The organism is Psychrobacter fjordensis, from assembly GCF_904845995.1.
GTDB classification, from domain to species: domain Bacteria; phylum Pseudomonadota; class Gammaproteobacteria; order Pseudomonadales; family Moraxellaceae; genus Psychrobacter; species Psychrobacter fjordensis.
Window position 1 is genome coordinate 824,025 of record NZ_CAJGYP010000001.1, and the last position, 25,576, is coordinate 849,600.

General features: G+C 42.7%; 23 protein-coding genes. 9 read left to right on the forward strand and 14 right to left on the reverse strand.

Annotated features, from left to right (window positions below):
* Positions 1-14: 14 nt before the first annotated feature.
* Positions 15-428: a hypothetical protein gene (locus JMW61_RS03435; RefSeq protein ID WP_201549614.1), complete on the reverse strand. Its 414-nt coding sequence runs from the start codon at positions 426-428 to the stop codon at positions 15-17.
* A gap of 95 nt (positions 429-523) precedes the next feature.
* Positions 524-2,185 carry an energy-dependent translational throttle protein EttA gene (ettA, locus tag JMW61_RS03440; RefSeq protein WP_110921994.1) on the reverse strand — a complete coding sequence of 554 codons (1,662 nt, stop codon included), beginning with the start codon at positions 2,183-2,185 and terminating at the stop codon, positions 524-526.
* Positions 2,186-2,650: 465 nt separating this feature from the next.
* Between ettA and JMW61_RS03445 the strand changes: the two genes are divergently transcribed.
* The 4 genes from JMW61_RS03445 (at position 2,651) to JMW61_RS03460 (ending at position 6,511) form a co-directional block, all read left to right on the forward strand.
* Positions 2,651-3,898: a flavin reductase family protein gene (locus tag JMW61_RS03445; RefSeq protein ID WP_201549616.1), complete on the forward strand. Its 1,248-nt coding sequence runs from the start codon at positions 2,651-2,653 to the stop codon at positions 3,896-3,898.
* Between the two features lie 102 nt (positions 3,899-4,000).
* On the forward strand, positions 4,001-5,329 hold the full coding sequence (locus tag JMW61_RS03450; protein ID WP_201549618.1) for a fatty acid desaturase family protein: 1,329 nt from the start codon (positions 4,001-4,003) through the stop codon (positions 5,327-5,329).
* A 174-nt stretch (positions 5,330-5,503) separates the two neighbouring features.
* Positions 5,504-5,797: a GNAT family N-acetyltransferase gene (locus tag JMW61_RS03455; RefSeq protein ID WP_201549620.1), complete on the forward strand. Its 294-nt coding sequence runs from the start codon at positions 5,504-5,506 to the stop codon at positions 5,795-5,797.
* 420 nt (positions 5,798-6,217) lie between these two features.
* A complete protein-coding gene (locus JMW61_RS03460; RefSeq protein ID WP_110921998.1) occupies positions 6,218-6,511 on the forward strand; it encodes a 4a-hydroxytetrahydrobiopterin dehydratase in 294 nt (97 codons plus the stop codon).
* A 145-nt stretch (positions 6,512-6,656) separates the two neighbouring features.
* Here the strand turns inward: JMW61_RS03460 and JMW61_RS03465 are convergent, their stop codons facing one another.
* The gene (locus tag JMW61_RS03465; protein ID WP_082624527.1) at positions 6,657-6,812 is read right to left on the reverse strand and encodes a DUF1328 domain-containing protein; all 156 of its coding nucleotides are present in this window, start codon (positions 6,810-6,812) and stop codon (positions 6,657-6,659) included.
* A 578-nt stretch (positions 6,813-7,390) separates the two neighbouring features.
* Between JMW61_RS03465 and JMW61_RS03470 the strand changes: the two genes are divergently transcribed.
* Both JMW61_RS03470 and JMW61_RS14325 read left to right on the forward strand, forming a co-directional pair.
* The gene (locus JMW61_RS03470; protein WP_201549622.1) at positions 7,391-8,677 is read left to right on the forward strand and encodes a saccharopine dehydrogenase family protein; all 1,287 of its coding nucleotides are present in this window, start codon (positions 7,391-7,393) and stop codon (positions 8,675-8,677) included.
* Between the two features lie 612 nt (positions 8,678-9,289).
* Positions 9,290-9,739, forward strand: coding sequence for a hypothetical protein (locus tag JMW61_RS14325; RefSeq protein WP_265090096.1), 450 nt, complete (start codon positions 9,290-9,292; stop codon positions 9,737-9,739).
* A 206-nt stretch (positions 9,740-9,945) separates the two neighbouring features.
* On the opposite strand, the gene JMW61_RS03480 is transcribed toward JMW61_RS14325, so the two are convergent.
* A complete protein-coding gene (locus JMW61_RS03480; protein ID WP_201549626.1) occupies positions 9,946-12,483 on the reverse strand; it encodes a Tex family protein in 2,538 nt (845 codons plus the stop codon).
* A 375-nt stretch (positions 12,484-12,858) separates the two neighbouring features.
* Between JMW61_RS03480 and ompR the strand changes: the two genes are divergently transcribed.
* Positions 12,859-13,617, forward strand: coding sequence for an osmolarity response regulator transcription factor OmpR (gene ompR, locus JMW61_RS03485; protein WP_201549633.1), 759 nt, complete (start codon positions 12,859-12,861; stop codon positions 13,615-13,617).
* A 79-nt stretch (positions 13,618-13,696) separates the two neighbouring features.
* Positions 13,697-14,923, forward strand: coding sequence for a CobW family GTP-binding protein (locus JMW61_RS03490; RefSeq protein ID WP_406947803.1), 1,227 nt, complete (start codon positions 13,697-13,699; stop codon positions 14,921-14,923).
* Positions 14,924-14,984: 61 nt separating this feature from the next.
* Here JMW61_RS03490 and JMW61_RS03495 read toward each other — a convergent pair whose 3' ends face one another.
* The 4 genes from JMW61_RS03495 to ubiG form a co-directional block, all read right to left on the reverse strand.
* A complete protein-coding gene (locus JMW61_RS03495) occupies positions 14,985-15,251 on the reverse strand; it encodes a DksA/TraR family C4-type zinc finger protein (protein ID WP_201549634.1) in 267 nt (88 codons plus the stop codon).
* A gap of 151 nt (positions 15,252-15,402) precedes the next feature.
* Positions 15,403-16,188 carry a YciK family oxidoreductase gene (locus tag JMW61_RS03500; RefSeq protein ID WP_201550346.1) on the reverse strand — a complete coding sequence of 262 codons (786 nt, stop codon included), beginning with the start codon at positions 16,186-16,188 and terminating at the stop codon, positions 15,403-15,405.
* A 146-nt stretch (positions 16,189-16,334) separates the two neighbouring features.
* Entirely contained in the window at positions 16,335-17,045 is a 711-nt protein-coding gene (locus tag JMW61_RS03505; RefSeq protein ID WP_201549635.1) for an HAD family hydrolase, read from the reverse strand.
* Positions 17,046-17,122: 77 nt separating this feature from the next.
* The gene (gene ubiG, locus JMW61_RS03510) at positions 17,123-17,950 is read right to left on the reverse strand and encodes a bifunctional 2-polyprenyl-6-hydroxyphenol methylase/3-demethylubiquinol 3-O-methyltransferase UbiG (protein WP_201549636.1); all 828 of its coding nucleotides are present in this window, start codon (positions 17,948-17,950) and stop codon (positions 17,123-17,125) included.
* A gap of 462 nt (positions 17,951-18,412) precedes the next feature.
* On the opposite strand from ubiG, the gene JMW61_RS03515 reads away from it, so the two are divergent.
* The gene (locus JMW61_RS03515; protein ID WP_197099643.1) at positions 18,413-19,036 is read left to right on the forward strand and encodes a thiol:disulfide interchange protein DsbA/DsbL; all 624 of its coding nucleotides are present in this window, start codon (positions 18,413-18,415) and stop codon (positions 19,034-19,036) included.
* Between the two features lie 195 nt (positions 19,037-19,231).
* Here the strand turns inward: JMW61_RS03515 and yjgA are convergent, their stop codons facing one another.
* The 6 genes from yjgA to pcnB all read right to left on the reverse strand — a co-directional run bounded on the left by yjgA (position 19,232) and on the right by pcnB (position 25,530).
* Positions 19,232-19,744, reverse strand: a complete 513-nt coding sequence (gene yjgA, locus JMW61_RS03520) for a ribosome biogenesis factor YjgA (RefSeq protein WP_110922009.1) — start codon at positions 19,742-19,744, stop codon at positions 19,232-19,234.
* Positions 19,745-19,793: 49 nt separating this feature from the next.
* Positions 19,794-20,759 carry an RNase adapter RapZ gene (gene rapZ / locus JMW61_RS03525; protein WP_201549637.1) on the reverse strand — a complete coding sequence of 322 codons (966 nt, stop codon included), beginning with the start codon at positions 20,757-20,759 and terminating at the stop codon, positions 19,794-19,796.
* A gap of 160 nt (positions 20,760-20,919) precedes the next feature.
* Entirely contained in the window at positions 20,920-21,819 is a 900-nt protein-coding gene (gene panC, locus JMW61_RS03530; protein WP_201549638.1) for a pantoate--beta-alanine ligase, read from the reverse strand.
* Positions 21,820-21,858: 39 nt separating this feature from the next.
* A complete protein-coding gene (panB, locus tag JMW61_RS03535) occupies positions 21,859-22,659 on the reverse strand; it encodes a 3-methyl-2-oxobutanoate hydroxymethyltransferase (RefSeq protein ID WP_201549639.1) in 801 nt (266 codons plus the stop codon).
* Between the two features lie 92 nt (positions 22,660-22,751).
* Positions 22,752-23,276, reverse strand: coding sequence for a 2-amino-4-hydroxy-6-hydroxymethyldihydropteridine diphosphokinase (folK, locus tag JMW61_RS03540; protein WP_406947804.1), 525 nt, complete (start codon positions 23,274-23,276; stop codon positions 22,752-22,754).
* A gap of 1 nt (position 23,277) precedes the next feature.
* Positions 23,278-25,530: a polynucleotide adenylyltransferase PcnB gene (gene pcnB, locus JMW61_RS03545; protein WP_201549641.1), complete on the reverse strand. Its 2,253-nt coding sequence runs from the start codon at positions 25,528-25,530 to the stop codon at positions 23,278-23,280.
* Between the last annotated feature and the right edge of the window lie 46 nt (positions 25,531-25,576).

Below are 25,576 nucleotides of genomic sequence, written 5' to 3' on the forward strand. Positions count from 1 at the left end.
TTATCATAAAAGAGTCAGGCTTTTGAGCTCGGCTCTTTTTTTGTGAAAAAACCTACCAGCTTAAAAAATATGATAAGTATCGACATGTAGCCAAAGGCAAATATAGCACCAGTAATAGGAGCAAATGCCCTACCTGTGTCTGACGTCACTCTCATCATAGCCTGATGCTGTGCCTCACTTCTTTCATCCGACGTAAAAAAACCATTGCCATCTAAATCAAAAACATCAAGCTTGGCTTGTAGATAAGCATCGGTAAAATAAACACCTATTTGAACCAACAACCAAACCACAACTATGCCAATAAAAAACATTTGCCAAGAAGCCAGACGAGATTTTTTTGAAAACTGATGTTTATAGACCATCACAATAGGTAACACTATCGTTGCAAATATAGACAACAATCTTAGTATTTCGAGTGTTTTTTCCATAACTTATCTCTTAAACAATAAAAAAGGCATAACCTAAGTTATGCCTTTTTTGTGCAACCATAATGGACTATCTATGGTTTTTTATTGAATTCACTCTAGTTCGTAATCTTCTTATATTTCGCACGCTTAGGACTGGCATCATCACCCATTGTCTTTTTGCGATAAGTCTCAAACTCAGAGTAGTTACCGTCGAACCAAACTGGACCTTCTTCTTCGAATGCCAAGATATGAGTAGCAATACGATCAAGGAACCAGCGATCATGCGATACAACCATTACCGTACCTGGGAATACTTGAATCGCATCCTCTAGCGCACGTAAGGTTTCGATATCCAAATCGTTTGATGGTTCATCGAGTAGCAATACGTTCGCGCCTTGCTTTAGCGTCTTCGCCAGTTGCAAGCGGTTACGCTCACCACCTGATAGCTGACCAACGCGTTTTTGCTGGTCTGAACCTTTAAAGTTAAAGCGACCAATATAAGCACGACTTGGCGTGGTGTATTCACCAACAGTGATAATATCAAGACCGTCAGATACTTCTTCCCAAACGGTTTTGCTATCATCTAAGTGATCACGTACCTGACCGACATAGGCAACTTTAACACTTTCGCCCAAATCAACAGTTCCAGTATCTGGCGTATCGCGCTCGGTAATCATGTTAAATAGCGTGGTTTTACCCGCACCATTTGGACCGATGATACCAACGATCGCACCAGCTGGCACGTTAAAGCTTAGGTTTTCATAAAGCAAACGATCGCCAAATGATTTAGAGATATCGTTGATCTCAATAACCTTGTTACCCAAACGTGGACCAGGTGGAATATAAATCTCAGCCGTCTCATTGCGTTGTTGGAACTCTGTTGAGTTCAACTCTTCAAAACGCTGTACACGAGATTTAGACTTGGCTTGTTGGCCTTTTTGATTTTTACGAATCCACTCAAGCTCTTTTTTCAATGCTTTAGCAAACGATTCTTCTTGCTTGTTCTGCTGCTCTAGACGCGTGTTCTTTTGCTCTAGCCACTCGGTATAGTTACCTTCATACGGATAGCCATGGCCACGGTCAAGCTCTAAGATCCACTGGGCGACATTATCCAAGAAATAGCGATCATGGGTAATAGCAACGATGGTACCGCTGTAGTTCTGCAAGAACTGCTCTAACCATGCAACAGACTCGGCGTCCAAATGGTTGGTCGGTTCGTCAAGTAATAGCATATCAGGACGTGACAATAGTAGACGGCATAGTGCCACACGGCGTTTTTCACCACCAGACAACTTACTAACATCCGCATCCCATGGTGGCAGACGTAGCGCATCAGCCGCTTTTTCTAGCTGATTGTTTAAGTTGTGCGCATCCCACGACTGGATGATGTCTTCCATCTTGCCTTGCTCTTCAGCAAGCTTATCAAAATCAGCATCAGGTTCTGCGTATTCAGCATAGATCGCATCTAGACGAGCCAGCGCATCTAACGCTTCACGCATACCGTCTTCAACGTTACCGCGTACGTCTTTGCTATCATCAAGCTGTGGTTCCTGCGGCAAATAACCGACTTTGGTACCAGCTTGTGCACGTGCTTCACCACTGAACTCAGTGTCAACGCCCGCCATGATACGTAGCAAGGTCGATTTACCTGAACCATTGATACCCAACACACCAATTTTGGCACCTGGGAAAAAAGATAGGTTAATATTTTTTAGAATTTCACGCTTAGGTGGAACAAGTTTTGACACGTTGTTCATCGTGTAGATATATTGAGCCATTAACACTCCGATAGACTGCATAGAAGAGGCAAGCAAATCATACTTGGCAATGATGCCAAGTGTGCCGCACCTCAAAATCAGGGTTACAAATTATAAGCCATTATCGCATTGTGGCGCATACCCTGCAAGCCAACAGATTGTTTTAGCGGTTGTTTTGCCGCTTTTGGCATTTGACATGATGCTTTATGCCTAAAAGCGGCAAAGAAATCTATTATCAAAACACCTCGTTTAACATTTTGACTCATTACTGCTTTATAAAGACCACAAAAAATAGCATCAAACCTTCCGAAAACTTAATGAATAGCCTTTAGAATATTAGTTTACCTTAACAAGGTAACGTCATTTAATTTGAGATACACTCAGTACGACATCTCTAAATCTAAATCATTAAACCTAAGTCATTAGACCTGATTATAAAACATATGATATTCATCTCTAAAAAGCATTAAAAAAGGTAATGAGTTTATGGCCACTGGCTATCGCCCTGAAATTATCCAACGTGCGTTTGTTGACTTCATTGGGTCACGTTTGCATCCGTTTTGGTCGTTGACCCGTCCTAAATTACGGTTGATTGCACGGCATGCTCTTAATGATGACTTGGTTGCGGTCCAGTTCGAAGGCAATCATGCTTTTAAACGGCAAGCACTTGATTCAGACGGCGGTTGGCATGGTGGTCAACACATCAATTTAACGGCCGTTATTGATGCCATTTACCATCAGCGCCATTACTCGTTGGTAGGGTTGCCCAACCAATCCTTATCTTTGCAATCGGACATCGACAATAGTGAGAGTAGTGAAAATAAACAGTTACAGTCGAATATCATTACCATTGCCATCAAACCTCAAGGATTGGTCTCCAACTATCTAACACAGCAAGCACCACTGGGCACCATATTCGATAGTAGTTTGCCCAGCGGCGACTTCACCTTAGCACAGGCAAAGCTTGATGCACAAAGTGCTAACCGCTTACTTCTTGCACCCTCATCGCTACTGTTTATAGCAGGAGGCAGCGGCATTACTCCAATGCTAGGTCTTATCACACAAGCCTTATCGCAAGGCCATACGGTCACATTGTTGTATTACAGTCGCATGCCACTGGCAGAGACGCCTTTTTTGAAGCACTGGCAGCAATTAAAAGACAGTTATCCAAACTTTACTTATCACTTTATCAATACAGAAGACCCTGATAGTTATTTGGCAAGTACGCGACATCTAAGCGCGGAAAGCTTGTTGGCACTTAATTTGCCATTAGTAGATACGCAGATATTTGTTTGTGGATCGCAGGCATTATTAGCCGGACTATATGATGCTGTTCAAGCAATTACATCATTAGATATGGACTCACTGAAAGACAAACGCTCGTTGCACGACAATCTTATATTCGAGCGTTTTGGCAGTCTGTCACATGAGCTTGCTATCAATGGCAATAGTCATAATACAGACAACGAGAAAGATGATATAGCAACGCAAACGGTCTATTTGCGCGGTCGACAGCGACAATTTAATACCAATACCACGTTACTCATCGGTGCCGAGCAAGCAGGTATAACTCTCAGTTATGGGTGTAGGCAAGGTATCTGTCAGCTGTGTCGGTGTAACAAAGCCAGCGGCGTGGTCAAAAATATTGAGACAGGAAAAATAAGTAGCGATGGCTATGAATCGATTCAAACCTGTATCAATATTGCCATGACGGACGTAGTATTAGATATCTAAGATCATTAAAAAACATGAGTCAGATAGTCCAATAGTACGTAGACACCTGATGAAACTAGCCCTATAACATTTGATATTAATAGCTTTAGTTAAGGAGTTTCCATGCGTTTATTACCGCCTATGTTCACTGCTCAATCTGCCGTATCTGCATTTTCAACAGACACGAATATGCAGTCGAAACAAAAGCGATATCCAACTTTAACGGGTGCACAATTACCAAAAGACCAAAGCGATGCGCTAGCCGATGAATTGAACGCGCTATATCAAAGTGTCATGAACTCATTGGGTAGCGATGATGCGCGTTATATTCAACGTGTACATGCCACCGTGGTCTATAGCGAAATTATCTCTCGTGGTTTACTCGCAGCGGCTGGGCGCATGCCATCGAAACGAAGTCTGGTCGCTACTTGGCTACTAGGTACTTCTTTACTGAGCTTCAGTAAAATCTTGAATAATATGGAGCTTGGGCATAATGTCATGCATGGGCAATATGACTGGATGCAACATCCCTATCTCAACAGTCAAAAATTTGATTGGGACATCGTCTGTCCTGCACCGCTATGGCAGCATTCGCACAATTACTTGCATCACACGTTTACAAATATCGTTGGCCGTGACCATGACGTCGGCTATCACTTAATTCGCGTGACTGACGAGCAGCCTTGGACACCAAGCGACCGCTATAATCTGTTCAGTACCATGGTATTGGCTCTAGGATTTGAATGGGCGGTCGCTTTTCATGATATTCAAATTAGTGTTGATGAATATGCTGATTCGCCGCAGCTCACAGAGATCATGCGGCCCAAATCTCGTGGATTATTTGCCAAAATTGCCAGACAGGTCGGCAAAGACCATATCGCGTTTCCCGCTATAGCAGGGTTAGCATTAGGTCGACGTAGCGCGATGACCACACTGAGCGGTAATATCACTGCCAACATAGCGCGTAATTTATGGACCTGGGCAGTGATATTTTGTGGGCACTTTACGGAGCAAGCACATATTTATACTGAGCTTGATACCAATGAAAGCAAGGGTGACTGGTATATACGGCAAATTCTCGGCTCTAGTAATATCCAAGGTAGCAAGTTATTCCATATTTTGACCGGCAATTTATCACATCAGATTGAGCATCATATCTTTCCTGATATGCCAGCCAACCACTACGCTCGCATATCACCGCAAGTACAGGACATATGTCGCAAATATGACCTACCCTACAACACTGGGCGTTTTGGTCGCCAGCTTCGTCAGGTCATCGGTCGCATACGTCACTTTAGCAAACCGAGCGCCGAGGAATGGCAGGTATATTTACAGTCGCAAGCTACTGAATCGACTCATGCTGCCAAAGAAAAACAAGACGATGCTCCGGTCATCCGTGGGTTAGGGAAATACCTTCCGCCTGTCATGCGCCAAGCATTGTTTTACTTGTAAGACATGACCAACATAGACATAACCAGTCATTCTAATGGCTCTTAACATTTACCCTATCTACTATTACGGTAAAGAACTATAGATTAAATGACAAAATACGCATAATAAGAAGTAGAAATATAGAAATAAACGATAACTGATAATAATGACACTTAATAATAATGGAGAGTAGCTATGAGTAACCAAACTGCTGAACAACCTATGAAAATTAGCCACGACATAGAAGCCAAACGATTTGAGACCGCTATCGACGGTCATATTGGTTATATCAGCTATCAAGAGAAAAATGGCAAACTGGTCTATGATCACACTATCGTACCGCAAGCTTTAGGCGGACGCGGTGTCGGATCAACATTGGTCAAACACGCACTCAATTATGCACGTGAGAATGATAAGAAAGTGGTGCCACAATGTTCATTTGTATCGTCATACATTAATAAACATCCAGAATATAAAGACTTGCTGTAATCCAATACTAGCAAATATATTCTAAGCAAGTATTTAGCCTTACCTTCTTTTTTATTTGTTGTCTGCGCTCGTATATTTATCTTTAAATATATGTCAAGATGACAAATACAGGAGTGGTTTATGTCTTATAATAATTTATAGAATAAGGCATTTTTACATTTATTCTGTATCGTTAGTCGCACCGTATTAGATGTTATCTAGGGCGTGTCCTCAATTCAAACGAGTGTCCTCTAAATGGGCTAAAAACAGCTAAATTTTGCCAAACATCGTCAAATAGTTGGTCAATATCTCGATATTATCTGCACTATTTTCCTCGTTTGACGGCAATTTATCTCATTTTTATCACCATTTTTAAAATGAGGACACGCCCTAATATAAGTTTTAATAAACCAAGTCAGCATAACAATAAAGGTTATTAATATGAGTAGTCTATCTGATAAACAAGTGGATTTGCAGCTAGAAGATTTGCCAGGCTGGCAGCGCGATGGCAATGCTATCGTGAAAACATATCACTTTAGCGATTTTATTGAAGCCATGAGCTTTATGAATCAAGCGGCATTTTATGCTGAAGCACTTGAACATCACCCTGAGTGGCGTAATACCTATAACGTGGTAGAAGTGCGACTCACCACTGATGATACAGGCGGCATCACCAGTCATGATATTCGTCTGGCCAAACGTATGGAATATATTATCCAACCCAAACGTCTATAGTGATACGTGAATAATTTTTGATATGTGAATACTTTGATATTTAAATAAACAGTTCAAAGAAAATTGACCATAAAAAAGTCCTCATAATATATGAGGACTTTTTTGTTTAACGATTTATTTTTATTCAATATTCTATAGTTAATTATTACATCTTGCGGCTTACGAACGCGACGATGAATAAAATGACAGCAACAGCTAAGAAAATGTATGCCAAATTAGCAGACAGTCCAGCGACACCGCCAAAACCTAGGAAACTTGCCAACAATGCGATTACAGCAAAAATAATAGCCCAACGAAACATAATCTTCTCCTTAAATAGTTATTGAAAAATCAGAAATAAGACTCATAAGATAAGTATTAATTAAAACTGGAAAATACTGACCAGTACAATCAATAGCTATTATCTATATTTGTCCTGTTATATCTGACATCTCATTTTTTTGTTTTTAGTATTAGTAAAGTTTTTAGTATTAGTAATAACTGCTTACGACCTTAGATTAGCAATATCCATCTTCAAAAAACGTTCACTTTGGTAATAAAATCGGTAAGTTATGTAATCTTTGTAGCAAATCTTAGCTTTCTGGCATTTTTCTCTAGTTTTATAGGACTTGTGTATAGAGAGAGTGAGTTGGTTTTTATTGACTATCATTTTCACCATATAATCTGATATAAACAGTAAGTAGCAAATACATTTTATTTATCATTATTACCTTCAAAGACAGTTTTTTTAAAACACAAATGCCAATCATGATAGCCATAGTCAGATATATATTTCACTCGTATAGATAATTTGGCTTAGTCTTAGTTGTGCTAAGGCATTCATCGAGAAACCATTCATTTTAAAATGACTCATCAAATCACCTATTAAGGATAATAAATATGGATACCAATACGGAAACCTCAAACAACACACTACAAAGCATTAGTAAGAACCGTCCTTACGCGGTTGTTCTATACGGTGCAACCAGCTTCGTTGGAAAAATTACGGCACATTATCTAACAGAGTTTTTGTCCAATGCCAAAGACGCAAATGGTGCTAATGTCACGTGGGCCATAGCAGGTCGTGACGAAGCAAAACTGAATGAGTTACAGTCAGAGCTAGCTAGCAAAGTAGATATCATTATTGCTAACAGTAATGATTCGGCGAGCCTCGATGAGATGACCAAACAAACCCAAGTTATCATCTCTACCGTTGGCCCCTACCTCAAGTATGGTGAACCTCTGATTAAATCTTGCAGTACTAATGGTACAGATTATGTCGACCTCACTGGTGAAGCCATCTTTATCAAAGACATGATGGATAAATATCAAGATGCGGCAAAACAAAGTGGTGCTCGCATCGTCAACTCATGCGGCTTTGACTCTATTCCATCAGACTTGGGTGTCTACTTTACGCAAATAAAAGCAGAAGAAAAGTTTGGTGACGCATGCGATGTGATCCACATGCGTGTAAAAGCGGCAAAAGGTGGTCTGTCGGGCGGTACCATTGCCTCAATGGCGACTATTTTTGAAGAAGTCGGGAAAGATAAATCACGTCGTAAGCAGGTAGCAAACCCTTATTTACTCAATGATGATACAGATGCGCCAAACGTGCGCCAAGATAATGTCAGCAAACCAGAGTACGATAGTGAGCATAAGCGCTGGCTTGCACCTTTTGTGATGGCAAGTATCAATACTCGCATCGTACATCGTAGCAATCAGCTGCTCGGCTATGAGTATGGCCGTGGCTTTAAATATGACGAAGCGATGTGGATGAAAGATGGGGTGCAGGGTCAGCTATCGAGCTATGCCTTGAGTGCAGGTTTGTTTGGATTTGCCACAGCCATGATGATTACACCGAGCCGTGAGTTATTATCCAAACATGTATTGCCCAAATCAGGTTCTGGCCCGTCTAAAGAAGAGCAGAAAAACGGCTATTTTGATATTCGTCTCTTTGGACAGACCACTAAGAAAGACACGATCAATACCAAAGTTACAGGTGATAAAGATCCTGGCTACGGCAGCACCTCGCGCATGCTGGCTCAAGCGGCACTGTGTTTGGCACAGAATGTCAGTAAAGAGACTGTTGGCGGTGGTTTTTGGACACCAGCGTCTGCGATGGGTGATCAGTTACTTACACGCTTAGAAGAGCATGCAGGCTTGAGTTTCGAAGTCGTCGATCATTAATGTCGTTAATCCTATATAAAAGAGATATAGCATGAAGCTTGCTCAAATTAGTAGCTGTAGCAATTTCACCTAGTCTCTTTGTCTTACAACTCTCTTGGAATAACGATAGCTAATAAGAAATTTGATTTTTAGTACTTTTCTAACCGTATCTTGATATCAAGGTACGGTTTCTTAGTATTTGGATTTCATAAGATTTTAAGGAAGAGAAAAATACATCGCAACTACCAATATATGCTCCATTACAACAACAAAAATACAGTCATTGCACGATGTCACATGAAAACATCAAGCTGTGAGACTATTAATTTATGTACTACTGAATTAAAGTGAGCTTAGTTGGTATTCTCCTCTACAGAGTTTATGACTGGTCAATAGTCAGTTAATAATATCATCTTACTCAATCGTGATAGCCAACGTAGCGGTTATCATGATTTTATTTTACCTATATATTATTTGTTAACTATACTAAATATATATATTTAAAATTATAAACAGCTCTATGTTATACGGAACAAGTTGTACGAAATAATATTGAACACTGGTTAGTTTAAGAGTTTTTAACAAGACTATTTTGAACTGGCACATTAAATTTGTAATTCAAGGAATTAATCCATGCAAAAACGTACTTTACCTCTATCACTACTTATTGGTGCAGCGCTTACTCTGCCAAGTTTGGCAATGGCAGCACCCGCAAATATGAAACCAGTAGACATGCAAAAAGCGGCTGCTGATAGCGCTATGCAAGCTAACGTTGAAAGTGCAGAGGGTGAGATCGCTTCTGCTGAATCTAGCCCGTTTCAAATCAGTGAAACTCAAACTATTTCTATTGCGCGAACCAATAGCAATGCAGGCATGGCTACGCAAGTAGAAGACATGCAACAACCAGGCATGCAACAGCCAGACATGCAACAGCCAGACATGCAGCAACCAGACGTGCAGCAACCAGACATGCAGCAACCAGACATGCAACAGCCAGACATGCAACAGCCAGACATGCAACAGCCAGACATGCAACAGCCAGACATGCAACAGTCAGACATGCAGCAACCTATCATCAGATAGTTAAGCAATATCAGCTAACAAATTACGTAAAGCCGTAATCTCATGTTGTGCTTCCAAAGATAAAGGGCAGCGGTGAAGTATTAATGACCACTCACCTAACCAATCTTAAGATACTTTACTTTTTGCGAATGACATAAATGATAGACAAAAAAAGGCAGCCTAATGGCTGCCTTTTTTTGTCTTATAAAACTTAATTGCCCATTAGGCTATTTCTTAGTTTTGGTTACACCAGCTTCTTGCAACAGTGCACCGAGGGTACCCATCTTGCTAGGCGCTTCAGTTTTCTCAGCTCTTGGCGCTTTGCTACGATTACTGCTAGCATTGCCTTTGTCCTGACGATCACCACGTGGCTTGTTTGGTCGCTTGTCAGCAGCTGGACGGCTGCTATTTGGGCGATTGCTACGTGGACGACTAACTTTCTCATCAGAGCCAGTTTCTTTCACAGTAGGTTTTGCTGCTGAACGTGCTGGTTTTTCAGACTCAGGCTTCATGCTAAAACCAATACGACCACGCTTTTCATCAATAGAGATGACACGTACTGACACAATATCACCCGGCTTGACACGGTTCATAGGATCAGCGACGAAATCATTGGCCATTTGTGAGATATGAACCAAACCGTCTTGATGAACACCGACATCGACGAAACAACCGAAAGCAGTCACGTTGGTCACGACACCTTCAAGCTGCATGCCTTCTTCTAAGTCTTTAATGCTATTTACGTCATCACGGAAGTTGGCCGTCTTAAACTCAGGACGTGGATCACGTGCTGGTTTAGCCAGTTCGTCTAAGATTGCTTTTATGCTGATATTGTCATCATTAGCAGCAATCGCAGTGGCATCGATAGTATTTAATATGCCATCATTACCAATGATTTCTGGTAATGCTTTGCCCGTTTGTGCCAGTAAGCTATCGACCAATGCATAGCTTTCTGGATGCACACCGGTGGCATCAAGTGGATTACTACCATCATAGATACGCAAGAAGCCTGCTGCTTGTTCAAACGTCTTAGCACCCAAGCGTGGTACGTTTTTCAATGATTCACGACTGTCAAAGGCACCGTGCTCTTTACGATAGGTGACGATTTGTTGAGCGACATTGCGATTCAGACCAGCGATGTGTGCCAAAATAGCAGGGCTAGCAGTGTTCACATCGACACCAACCGCGTTTACGCTATCTTGAGTCACTTTGTCTAGACTATCTGCTAATTGAGTTTGATTCACGTCATGCTGATATTGACCTACACCAATGGCTTTTGGATCAACCTTAACGAGCTCTGACAATGGATCTTGCAAGCGACGAGCGATAGATACTGCGCCACGTACAGAGACGTCCATATTGCCAAGCTCATCACTGGCCAACTCACTGGCTGAGTAGACTGATGCGCCCGATTCGTTAACGATAACTGCTTTAGCCTTTAGCTCAGAATTGGCTGCTAAAATCTCTTTAATCATCGCGTCTGTTTCGCGACTCGCCGTACCATTACCGATAGCCACTAGATCGACGTTATAAGTGCTCAACAATTCATCAATGACTTTTTTGGCTTCACCCATTTTATTATCAGGGGCAAACGGATAAACGGTTGAAACAACAGGCTTGTCTTCGTTGTCTAGCATGACATGGCCTTGAGCATCGACAATCGACATTTTGACACCATGGCGAATGCCAGGATCGACACCTAAAATAACTTTGCGGCCGGCAGGTGCTGACATTAACAAGTGTTGCAGGTTATTCGCAAACACATCAATAGCATCTGATTCAGCGGTCAGACGTTTTTCAGTCAATAAGCGATGTTCAATATGCGGACGCCATTTGTCTTTCCATAGGCTGCTAGCCGCTTCTGTTAAAAACTCACGGCGAGCGGCTGGTGCAGTAGCATCAACATTGAAATGACTAATAGCTTTTTCGATAAATGGTGCGTCTTCGCCTTCAATTTTCAGACCCAAAACATTTTCTTGACGACCACGTAGCATCGCTAATAGGCGATGATTTGGTAGACGCGCAAGACTTTCGCTATGCTCAAAGTAGTCTTTGAATTTCTCACCGACTTCACGTTTTTCATCACTAGCAACGCTCGACACGATACTCGCCGTCTTGGCGAAACCACTGCGCAAGTTGTCTAGCAAATCTAGTGCTTGCGTCCATTCATCAACGATGATGGCTTGTACACCAGCCAATTGCTTTTCGATATCGCTGAAATCAACGTCAATCTCATTACCACTATCATCGGTAATGCTAGACTGTACTTGATAGTCTGCTAGTGCATCTGTTGGGGTAATCTCTTGTGTTAGCACCGCTTGGGCAGCAACATCGAGACCAGCAGCACGTGCTTTAGCAGCAGGTGAACGGCGACGTGGGCGATATGGTAGATAGATATCTTCCAACTCAAGCTTAGACGTCGCATTATCGATACGCGACTGTAGCTCATCGGTCAAATTACCTTGCGTGCTGAGCAGCTCAGTAATTTTTAGGCGACGGGTGGCCATGTCACGCTCGTAATTGAGAGACTTCTCTAACGCTCGTAATTGCGCATCATCAAGATCTTGAGTCTTCTCTTTGCGGTAACGGGCAATAAACGGAACAGTCGCGCCTTCATCGTAAAGTTTGACAAACGCATTGACTTGAGCAGTCTTAATGCCAAGCGCGCGAGCAAGCTTGTCGTGAATATTCGCGTGTGTGGTTGCATCCAAAACCTTTGCATTTGTCGAGGTTTGAGATGGCGTTAAGGTATCAGTGCTACTCATATACGTATCAATCGTTGAGAAATGTAGTTTTGCATTATAGCAAAAGCTGCATGAATAAAAATCCTTTTTATCTTTTCGTTATTTATAGCGTGTTTTATATCAAAAATCGCCGAATATCATAGGTTCTGTCGCCTTGTTAAACAAACGCATACAGCATTTGTCCTTATGAGTGATGCAATTAGTTGTGCAATCTTATACACTAAAGTATCAATAACTAAAATATCGGTATGTTCTGATACATTGAACAATAGTTTTCAATTATGTAAAGATATTGCTTCTGACCAGTAATTAGGTAATGATACTGTTTTTATTCATAATTTTTTACACATGATTTATATTTTCTGCTAATAATAATTTTTATAAGAGGATGCCTGTATGCATGATAATACCAGCCCCGATACTTTGACTCAGCGTATTTTAGTCGTCGATGACGATGCACGTCTGCGCTCGTTGTTACAACGCTTTCTGGAAGACGACGGTTTTGTCGTTCGTACTGCTCATGATGGCAGTCAGATGGACAAGTTAATGCAGCGCGAACTGTTTTCTTTAGTCGTACTAGATTTGATGCTACCAGGCGAAGACGGTATTAGTATCTGCCAACGTCTGCGCGAAGACAATGGCGACATCCCTATCATTATGCTGACCGCTAAAGGTGGCGATGCAGATCGCATTGCAGGACTCGAAGCGGGTGCTGATGATTATCTGCCTAAGCCATTTAATCCAAAAGAGCTATTAGCCCGTATCAAAGCTGTACTGCGTCGCCAAAACCGCGAGCTACCTGGTGCGCCAAGCCATCAGCTTGAAGTGGTTGAATTTGGGCCATGGACACTAGATCTATCGACTCGTACGCTCAAACGTGACGGCAACGTTGTTACTTTAACGACAGGCGAGTTTTCGGTGTTAAAAGCATTGGTACAGCATCCACGCGAACCATTAACCCGTGACAAACTGATGAACCTTGCGCGTGGCCGAGAATGGGGTGCAATGGAACGCTCTATCGACGTTCAGGTATCACGTTTACGTCGCCTAATCGAAGATAACCCTTCACAAGCACGCTACATCCAAACTGTTTGGGGCGTGGGCTATGTATTCGTTCCTGATGAAGCCGAGGTAGAATCTATCAAGAGTGAATAACTTTTGAGTGATCTAATTTCTTTTAATATAGGCCGTGTTTGGTTACTCACAAACACGTGCCAATATGATGAGCATGTCTGTGAAAAACCCTATTATCTTTCAAAACATACCCTGCACCTTGGTGACAGGGTTTTTGGGTGCTGGCAAAACCACGGTCATTAATCAGCTCCTCGCTACAAAGCCTACCGATGAACGCTGGGCATTACTGATTAATGAGTTTGGTCGTATCGGTATTGATGGTGCATTACTAGCCAGCTCACAAGACAACTTGAGTGAGCAAAAGAACATTGCGATTCGTGAGGTCAGCGGTGGCTGTATTTGCTGTACCAGTCAGCTACCGTTACAGATAGCTATCAGCCGACTACTCAGTGAGCACCATCCACAGCGCCTGCTCATTGAGCCAACAGGGCTTGCTCATCCACGTGAACTGATCATGCAACTAAGTGCTCCGCATTGGCAGACAGCGCTGAAAATGCAAGCGGTGATAACCGTACTTAGTGGTGCGCAATGGCAACAAGATAAATATCGCAATCATGATGGGTTTCAAGCGCATGTCCGCGATGCTGATGTGTTGGTGATTAACCGCTATACTCAACTAAGCGATAGCGAAAAACAGGCATTACAAGCGTGGATAATCACATTAAATCCGCAGGTAAATATCATTTGGACAGTATCTGAGCAGCTATCTCATGATATGAGTGACTCATCCAATATCCATCTATCAAAATCAAGCCTATCAGAGTTAAGCCTTCAACTGACCAAGCCGAGTCAGACGATCTCAAAACAACGCACGATAAATATCGCTCGCTCTAACAAGTCAGTGATTGGCTTACAATCTCGGGTTGGCACTATATCAGCTGCTTCGTTATCTTCCCCATCGTCCACCTCCCTAGTAGATAATGATGATGAGAGTATTACCGATACAGAACAGCCTTACCGCTATCATGAAACGCAGCAAGGCATACTATTGGCAGGATGGCGACTGCCAGCACACTATGTATTGAAAGCTGATGAATTACAGAGTTGGCTATTAAGGCTACCAAGCTGGCAACGCATCAAAGGCGTGGTACATACCTCTGACGGCTGGCTACAGATTAACTTTACTCCTGATAGCTTGACCACGAGCACGGTCAGTCCTCAGGTTGATAGTCGATTGGAAATCATCTTGCAGTTGGATGAAGTTAGTCATGATGACAACGATTCAGCGGTAGAAAACGATGGTTCAGAAGAAAGAGATAAGACAGCGCTTTCTTCTTCTATAGACTGGGAAGCATACGATACTGAGCTAATGGCATTGGTTCTATAGTAATAGACAAAAAAAGGGCGGACATTGCTATATAAAATAGCAATGTCCGCCCTTTTACTTTTTAGCGTAGTTGACTGTCTTTACTGCCCCGACGATTGAACAATTCGGCAGCGCGTGCCTCTTGTTCAAGTTCTGTCTGACAACCTACGCAATGTTGAATACCTGGTACAGCTAAACGCCTTGCCTCTGGAATAGGATTGCCACATTCATCACACAGCTCAGCACTAACACCCGTTGGCAGCGAACGTCGTGCCCGTTCTAATGCATCATTAACGGTCGCATCCATTTGCTCGTGCTCAGCACCATCTCTTGACCAGCCACCTGCCATAATTCCATCCTATTTATTATCATTAGATATTACAAATCACTTTAATAACAGATAGATGGGGTTGTTTATAACTGATTACAACCTACTGCTAGGTGCAAAAGATATGTATGAAAGTGCTAAATAATGATATTCCCTAGCAAAAATTGCCCTGCTAATCTTTTGGTTGGAGCTCGACCACTTGCCCGCGTACACCGATGCTGTCATCACTCATCAGACAAACATAGCCTGCCATGATATCTTCAGGTGTTTTTAGGCTCATAGGATTTTCACCTGGGTATGCATGAGCGCGCATGTTGGTACGAGTACCACCAGGATTGACACAGTTAAAACGCAGATTAGTCGTGCTCTGTGTCTCTTGAGTAAAGATATCACTCATACCCTCTACGGCTTGCTTTGAGAGCGCATAAGCCCCCCAAAATGCACGAGGATGTGTGCCAACTGTGCTAGACGTAAAGACAATAGAGCCATTATCTGCGTCTTTAAGTAGTGGTAGCAACGCTTGGGTGAGCATAAACGTCGCGGTAAAGTTAACTTTCATCACTTGAGAAAAGGTATCAACATCATACATCTCAAGCGGTGTCAGCTGTCCAAGCAGACCTGCATTGTGCAAGATACCATCCAGTTTACCGACTTCTTTGCCAATCAATCCTTCGAGCTGCTGCATTTCAGCATACGTTGCGCCTTCTAGATTCATCGGTAACATCGCTGGTTGCTTACCACCAAAACTCTCTATCTCATCATACACATATTCCAGCTTGCTACTGGTACGTCCAAGCAGCAGCACCGTCGCACCATAGCGAGCGTAGGTTAATGCAGCGACGCGACCAATACCATCACCAGCACCCGTCACCAAAATAGTCTTACCATCTAAACAATTATCAGAGGGCACAAAACAACGAATATCATCATGAGTTAGAGGTTGCTTGGTGTTTTTCATATCTTGTTGGTCAGCCGATTGGTCAATATTTGCGCTCATGTAATTGCTCACTGCTTATCGTTTAATAGGTTGGGATGTTTTCTTACATTGTCTGATTCAGAGTCATTTATTGGATATCACTTATATCCATACCTTTGCTCAATAATTTATAAATAATCAAATTTACCAGATGACAGCAGCAATTTACTTAATTGCTCAGGTGTCTCAGTAATGTAGTCTGCGCCCCACTTCTTTAGGTTTTTTTGATCTTGCGGCGGGATATAACCATATGCTGCCAAAATCGTCGGCATGCCAGCTGCATTACCAGATTCGATATCGCGTATATGATCGCCAACATAAATCACACAGCCAGCTGCACCACGAGGTATACCTAGCTTTTCGAGTGCCATATACATAGGTTCTGGATCAGGTTTTGGGCGAGACACGTCATCAGGACAGACCAACACAGCACAGCGTTCGTCCAATTGCATTGTGTTTAATAGTTTCTCTGCCAAATAACGCGGTTTGTTGGTCACAATACCCCATGGCACTCTTTTGGCTTCGAGGTCTGTAAGCACTTCCTCTAATTCGGCGAATACACAGCTATCGACACAGATATCTGCCTCATAATCATCCAAAAACTGCTGACGAAAATCAAGCAAGGTTTCTTCACTGACATCGAGTTGCTCGTTATGTCGTAACATCAACTGTACCATCGCTGAGGCACCGGCAGAAACCTGCTCACGTATCTCCGTCTCAGGCGGTGCTTGCCAGTTATTTTCGAGGCTCATCTTACCGATGATACGGACGAAGTCAGCAGCAGTATCAATTAAGGTCCCATCGAGGTCAAACAACACTGCTTTTACAAATTGGGCCATAGCAAATACTCTCAAGGTGAATAACAAGATTAATAAAATATGATGTCACAAAAGCAACCGAACACAGTATCAGAGATCTAAGCCATTGGCTTTTGTACAGCAATCATATAATTGACATCGACATTCTGTGCCAGCCAATAACGCTTGGTCAATGGATTATAATGCAACCCAATGATGTCTTTACGCACAAATCCAGCATTGCCTGCCATTTTATCTAATTCGGCTGGGGTAATAAACTTGGCATAATCATGGGTGCCACGATCGAGTAAGCGCAGTACGTATTCTGCTCCGACAATGGCAAACAAATATGATTTGGGATTACGGTTAATGGTCGAAAGCACACAAACCCCGCCTGGTGCTAGCAGATCAAAACAAGCCTGCACAATTGAACTCGGGTCAGGAACATGCTCAAGCATTTCCATACAACTCACCACATCGAACTGACCTGCATGCGCCTGCGCTAAGCTCTCTACTGGAATATGCTGATAGCGCAAAGTATCTTCTAAACCACTTTGCTCTGCATGTAACGCTGCTGCTTTTAGATTTTCAGTACCTAAATCAACCCCCGTCACATCAGCGCCACGACGCGCCATTGATTCTGACAATATACCGCCGCCACAACCGACATCCAACACTTTTTTGCCCGCTAATCCAGTCTCAGCTGACTTGCTAGAGTCGTGGCTTTGATAACTGCGCTTAACATTTTCTTCTATCCAATTTAAGCGCAATGGATTGATTTCATGTAAGGTTGCAAACGCGCCCGTATTGCTCCACCACTCACTGGCCAAATTGTTAAATTTTTTAACTTCGCTAGGATCGACATTAATAGCATTAGCATGGGTATCATTGACGGTGGTAGTCATTTGCTCATTCAAAGAAGGCTGGGAAGATAGAGCTGAACTCATAGCGTTTTTCCTTTATTGTCATTATCATGTACAGTACGCAATTATGCGTTTAATATTAGCATGCGAGCAGCAATTTTGTTGTGAGGACATCGTCACCGATTGTGAAGTGTGGTCACAAACTTTAGCCAATCACCACTTTGAATCGTTTGGGCCGCCACCCTTGGTAATAAGCTCAAGCAGCATACCATTCGGACGACCAAACTCTAAAAAACAAGATCAAAAGCCATAAAAATCAATAATAATGAGTGTATAGAACAATAAGCAATATACCTTAAATAATAGCTCACAGCTTTACAACCATTGGTTAAGAATCAGATTCACAAGTACACACATTTTACATTATCATAGTCGATACGCTATTATAGTTAGATTATACTCGACGCTATATCGTTTATACACTCAAAACTATAGTTATAGAAGCCTCCCAACACACCCTAAGTCTCTACATCTCAAGGATAAAGTATGAAACGTGTCATCACACTGACTGGTCTAGCCATGGCTATTGGTCTTGCCACTACAGGCGCACAAGCCGCTGATTATGTCGCTGGAAAAGACTATCGCGTGCTAGACAATCCAGAAAAAATTAGCGGTGATGCTATCATTGTTCGTGAGTTTTTTTGGTACGGTTGCCCGCATTGTAACGTGTTGAATCCACATATGGAAAAATGGGCAAAGAACAAAGACAAAGACGTTGCCTTCTTCAAAACGCCAGCGGCAATGAATCCTGTGTGGGAAACCAATGCTCGTGGTTTCTATGCAGCACAGTTATTAGGATTCGAAAGCAAAACACATGATGCCATGTTTGATGCAATCCACAAAGATGGTAAAAAACTGTTTGACCAACAGTCAATAAGCAAATGGTATGGTTCACAAGGTGTTGACGAGAAAAAATTCAACAGCCTTTATAATTCATTCGCTGTTGGTACAAAAATTGGTCGCTCACAAGCTGGCGCCAAACGCTATCAAGTATCAGGTGTACCAACCGTTGTGGTACAAGGTAAATATGTCATCAGTGGTCAAGACGCTACTGTACCTAAGATCGTTGACTTTTTAGTCGATAAAGTTCGTGCTGAAAAGAAAAAATAATATAGCTTCTATCTATTATATATAGATAGAAGCTATATTAAGCCACACAAAAAAGCCAATCATATAATGATTGGCTTTTTTGTGTTTCAGTACTGCTGATTAAATATTTTAGCTAGCCTATAGGTCTATAAACACTGTGTGCTTATAAACTGTGGTTTCTATAAACTAAGCCTGACTATCAAGTTTATATGTTCGTTATTTTTTTAGCTGTGACAGTATAGCCACTTCACGAATATAACTGGCCAAATCTGCTTTTGACTCTGACATTAGCTCATCATCATTTGTATGTTTAGCATACTCAATCCAAAGCAATAGCTGATACATACTATGGTGCTCGGAAGCTTTGTATTGTTTAACAAACTGCTTGAGCGTACCTTCATCATTGATATTGAGACGCTCATACCAGCTCTCTATCTTAGAAACTTGCTCTTTAGGAAAGTATGAATCGAATAGTGCCTTGATCAGCTCATGGCGGTTTTCTTCAATCATAAGCTTGCCAACACGTTTGGTCTGACGATTACGAGCATTGGCGCTAGTAATATCGGCAAGTGCCATCAGCTCTGCCATAAAATAATCACTGGCAGGCAAGGCTTTTAGCTGTTTTTTTGACAAACTAGCAAGCGGTATCGATAATTGTTGCAAGCGCTCATGGGCTTTTTTGAGTTCTGTGCGCGAGACGCGCATATCCTGTTCTTTCCAGTCGATCATAAAAGCTTTCCAAAATAATAAATAATAAAATGAATAGTGTTTGCTGCTATTACCAGCGACTTTTTTCGCGATGTTTAGCCAGCACCTTTACGCCTTTCGGCATAACATCAGCAAGACGACGCTGTAAATTATCGGTGATGAATACGGAACGGTGCTTACCACCAGTACAGCCAATCGCCACTGTCACCGTATGGCGGTTATTGTGTAAAAAATCTGGTAGCCAACGTGTTAAGAATTTTTCGAGATCATCGGTCATCTCGGCGACTTCCGAGTAATCGGCAAAGAAGGCTGCCACTTCAGTGTCTAGACCTGTCGACGTACGTAATTCAGGGTTCCAATGTGGATTGGGCAAAATTCTCACATCGAATACAAAATCAGCATCAATAGGACTGCCGTATTTAAAACCGAAAGACAGCAAATTAATGACTATCTGATTATCGACACCAGTATGCTCGCGCAAACTGTCTTTTAATTGATGGATATTCAGCGTGCTGGTATCAATTCTAATATCAGCATGACTAGCTATTGGCTCTAATAGCTCAACTTCTTTTTTGATAGCCGCTGGTAGATTAAAAGCAATATGTTTTGCATTATCACTATCAATATCCTGCGACATCAAAGGGTGTACGCGGCGAGTTGCATTAAAACGTGCTATCAATGTGCTTTCTTGTGCGGTCACATAGAGCACTTGAACAGCATTTGCGCCATACGTTTTTTTGAGCAGATCATGTGTTTGTGCAAAGTTAGATAAATCAGCACGCGGCGTGCGAATATCGACACCAAGCGCAATACGATGAATACCACTTTCGTTGACCAATTTATGCGCTGCATCGGGTAACAAGGACAGTGGAAGATTATCAATAGAGTAGTATCCCAAATCTTCTAAGATATTCAATACCGAGGTCTTACCTGATCCTGAACGGCCCGATACAACGAGAATACTAAGTGTATCAGAGGTTGCTCTACGTGCTCCCGGCTCAGACTGATCGTTATTTTCGCCCTGATTTATAGCCATGCTCTATCCATCCTAGTCCATTGCACCTAACAAATCGCCATGTATAGTCAATTCTCTATAAAAGAGTGACAGCGTTAACCTCGCTTGAAGTATTACATATACATCTGCACTCGGTTGCCTTGACTCTCTTTTAAACTGAATCAACTAGAACTAACAGTAGCTAACCTACTATCACTAATTGATTATCCAATAAACGCGCACGTCCTAGCCAAGCAGCAACCAGAATAATCAAGTTTTTATTTTCTACATTAAAAATTTCAGTCTCACTAACGACCGAGTCTAGCGTATCAGTTTTTATTTCTAAATAATCAATCGTGAAACCAGCATCAGTAATACGCAGTTGGGTTTCTGCTAGCAATGACTGAACGACTTGCGGTCTCTGATCACCACTCTCTAACTGGTTCGATAAATACTGCAACGCTTGATGTAATACTGGTGCTATGTGACGCTCAGTAGCGCTCAAGTATTGGTTCCGCGATGATAGTGCCAAGCCATCAGTAGCACGGACAATGGGTGCACCAATAATATCAATGGGGTAACTTAAATCACGTACCAACTGCTGAATAATCGCTAACTGCTGGTAGTCTTTTTGTCCAAAAACAGCAATATCAGGTTGTACGATATTAAACAATTTGGAAACGACAATACCAACACCATCAAAATGTCCTAGGCGCGACTGACCACATAACTGAGTCGTAATAGCACCGGCAAGAACGGAGGTCGGTGGCGGTAATACTGGGTACATCTCATCAATACTAGGCGCAAAGACATAGTCTGTATCAACCGTGGCTAGCTTTGCAACATCCTCATCAAGTGTGCGAGGATAGCTCTCAAAATCCTCTCCTTCTCCAAACTGGGTAGGATTGACAAAAATACTAACCACTACAATATCAGCATGTTGCTTAGCAATCTTCACTAATTCAAGGTGGCCATCATGCAGGTTGCCCATCGTGGGTACTAACGCAATACGTGGTTGGCTGCTCTGATTCTCATTTTTTTGACCACGATAAGGCTGTAAAGCGGTACGCAGTGCTGAGATATAATGATGGATAATAGGCATGATTAAATATTCTTCTATCTATAATCGTAAAACTAACTATTAATTGAATTGATGCTGCTCGGTAGGGAAGCTACCCTCACGTACTGACTGCTGATAAAGGGCAAATGCCCCTTCAATACTGTGCGCAGTATTACGCTCATCTGTCAGAAAATCATGAACGAAGCGTGGAACACGGCCGTGAGCCATACCTAACATGTCATGCATAACCAAGACTTGGCCATCAGTATCTGCACCAGCACCAATGCCTATTACTGGTACTTCGACTGCTACTGTTACTGCCTTAGCAAGTTCAGCCGGTACACACTCTAATAATATTAATGCAGCACCTGCAGCGACAACGGCCTTAACATCAGCAAGCAGTTTGTCCGCCGCTTCATCACCGCGACCTTGAATTTTATAGCCGCCAAATACATTGACTGATTGCGGAGTCAGACCAAGATGCACACAAGTGGGTGTGCCTGCCTGTGCTAATGTCGTGACCAACTCACAAAGCTCGCTACCGCCCTCAATTTTGATCACGTGCGCGCCGGCTTGCATCAGCTTACGGCTATTAGCAATCGCTTCTGGTAGTGTCACATAACTCATAAACGGCAGATCAGATAAAATGAGTGCATGACTGTTACTACGGGCGATATTGGCTGTATGATAAGCCATATCATCGACCGTCACTGGCAGCGTTGAGTCATGACCTTGCACGACCATGCCCAAACTATCACCGATTAAGATGGTATCAATCTCTGCCTTGTCCATCATCCGCGCGAACATAGAGTCATAGCACGTCAAGCAAGTGAACTTAGTACCTTCTTTTTTGAATTTATTTAAAGTAGATAACGTCGTCATATGACCCTCAATTATTCTGCTGTGCAGCTACTCATTAATATTGTTTATCAGTCATTAACAATGCTAACGACGACTATTCTAACATTTGAAAATCATGCGTCATTTGCCAGTAACTTCAAACCTGTCCAATCTGCACTCTGTGGATAATCACCGATCGGCGTACCTTTGATTATCAAGTTTGGCGCCAATTCTCGCAGCGGTATCAGTACAAAATTACGCTCAGTCAATCCAACATGCGGTACGCTTAATTGTGGCTCTGTGATATGGACGTCACCATACAGTAAAATGTCGACATCGAGACTACGCTCTCCCCAGTGTCGTATGCGAGCACGCATGGCTTGCGCTTCTAATTGCTGGCAAAATACAAGCAGCTCAAGCACGGGTAACGTCGTCTCAAAACCAACAACTGCATTGACAAAATCAGGCTGATCTTGCGGCCCCATTGGAGCTGATGCGTAAAATGAGGATACTTGAACATCACGTACCTGCTCATGCTCTCGCATCGTTGCAATTGCTTGCTGCAAATGCTCTGCTGGTGAGCCCAGCTCATTAGCGAGATTGCTACCCAAGCCTACATAGCAGGCAACCCAACTAGCATTATCCGTATTGTTATCCATATTAGGCATTTTCAATACTTGGCTGGCGACGGCGACGCTTCGATGGCACAGGGCCCTTATTGTCACTCACGTTATTAGCAGTAATCTTGCTATGAGCTGCTTGACTGGTTTTGGCAGCCTGACTATCTGTCGCTTTCGCTGATTTTCTAGCTTTTGCAGGAGCCGTAACTTTCGCTACTTGCTTACGCTCTGGCGGATTTTTGGCTTTAGTATCTGCTGTATCAGCGGACTGAGCTGCTGGCTTAGGTGCTTTTTTCGCATACTTCGCAGCAGTTTGCTCTTGATTAGCTACTACTTGATTAGCTACTACTTGATTAGCTGCTATTTGAGGCGTTACACTATCTACAGTAGGCTCACGACGACGGCGCTTATGCGGTATCGGCTCATTATTCATACTTACTAGTGCAGGCGATCTGGCCACCGAACGAGTAATATGTGTTGTAGATACAGGCTGAGCCTCTGATGGTTTAGCGCTAGATGATGGAACACTATTTGAACGAACAGCTTTTGTATCTTGTGTTCGCTCCGCCTTCTTAGCCGACGTGTTCTGAATTGCTGCTTTTTGCTGCACAGGTTCATTAGAACGTTTAGACTTATCATTACCTGACAGTTGCTTTTGTAATGGCGGCACGACTTTCTCATGCTCTATAACAAATAACGGCGCAGGCTTAGAATGATGGCGTTTATTTGCAGTTTGGCTGCTAGTATTGGCAAGAGACAACTGCTGCAACTGGGCAAGCTCATTACTGTCTTGCTTTGCTTGCTGAAACTTATGGCCATTGCTTTTGTTGCTACCAGACTGCTTAGCAGGAGCTGATTGACTGGCAGCTCGGCGACGGCGTGCTGGAATATTTGACGCATCATTTACCATTGTCTGCTCATTCCTACCTTGCTCGGCACTATTACTCGCTTTGCTTTGCTTAGTATTTTTTTGATGAGAGCCTGTGTTATCACCACTGTTTGACTCTGGCTTTTGACGATTGCGCCCGCGACCACGCTGTCCTTGCTGCTTGTAGGCACCACGACGAATATTTTCATCAAACTCATCAACAGCCTGCTCTTGCTCTTGCTCAGACAGTGTCTGATACATCTGCCACCAGTCACCCATTCCATTGGTAGACTCTGATAGCGGATGCTCAGCATCACCGCATTGCTCGCGCAATAATAAAAAGTCAAAACCCGCACGGAAACGTGGATGCTCAGAGAGCTGGACGATTTGTTTACTACGTGGGGCTGCAAGTTTTGGCTGCAATACCCAAATATCACGGATAAACTGCTCTGCAAACTTAGGAATCGCCGTTTTGATACGTTGACGATCAATCACTTTACCAGCAGCATGCATTTGTGCTTCAGCAAATGGCATATTACGTTTTTTAGCTTTTGCCAATTGATGGAGGTAGTTTTCCCACAATAGCGCAGCATAAAAGAACGCAGGATTGATACTTTTTCCCGCTGCAATACGTTTGTCCGTATTAATAGCCACTTGTTTGACTAGCGCACTTGGCTCAGACGGTGGGTAAATGATTAAGCTGTCAATCGCACCTGATTCAAACAACAACGGCAGCAGTGGTACTAAATAGCCACCCGTAAACATCTTCTGCGTTTCATCATAGAGGCGATGCGGTGATATTTGCTCAAGTAGCGCCCAATTACCATCATGAAACTGATCAGACAATGCTTCATCAAACTCAAAACCGAGCTTGGCCTTAAAACGTAAGGCACGTAATAATCGTACTGGATCTTCTTCTATACGAACGGGCGCATGGCCAAGCAGTCGAATGATTTTGTTATCAATATCTTCAAGCGCACCACAAAAATCATGAACCACACCTTTAAGCGGTTGATAATAGAGTGCGTTGATAGAAAAATCACGACGAGAGAAATCCTGTTTGATATCACCCCAAACATTATCACGCAGAATCATGCCATCTTGATTGGTATTAGCATCACTCGTTGGCGGACCACGGAAGGTAGCAACCTCAATCAGTTCTCTGCCTGAATACACGTGCGCCAACTGAAAGCGGCGACCGATAATGCGGCAGCGCTTACCAAAGACGTCTTTGATTTCATGCGGTTTGGCATCAGTGACCGCATCAAAGTCTTTTGGACGCAGACCCAATAAGGTGTCACGCACACCACCACCGACGATATATGCGTCAAACCCAGCTCGGGTTAAAGTGGCAATTACTTCAGTAATGGAATTGGGTAATTCAGATTTATTCAGTTCTAACTGCTTGGCGGCACGCTCGGCCATGCATCTACTCCTCGCCGGTATTCTTTGACCACCCCTGATGAACACA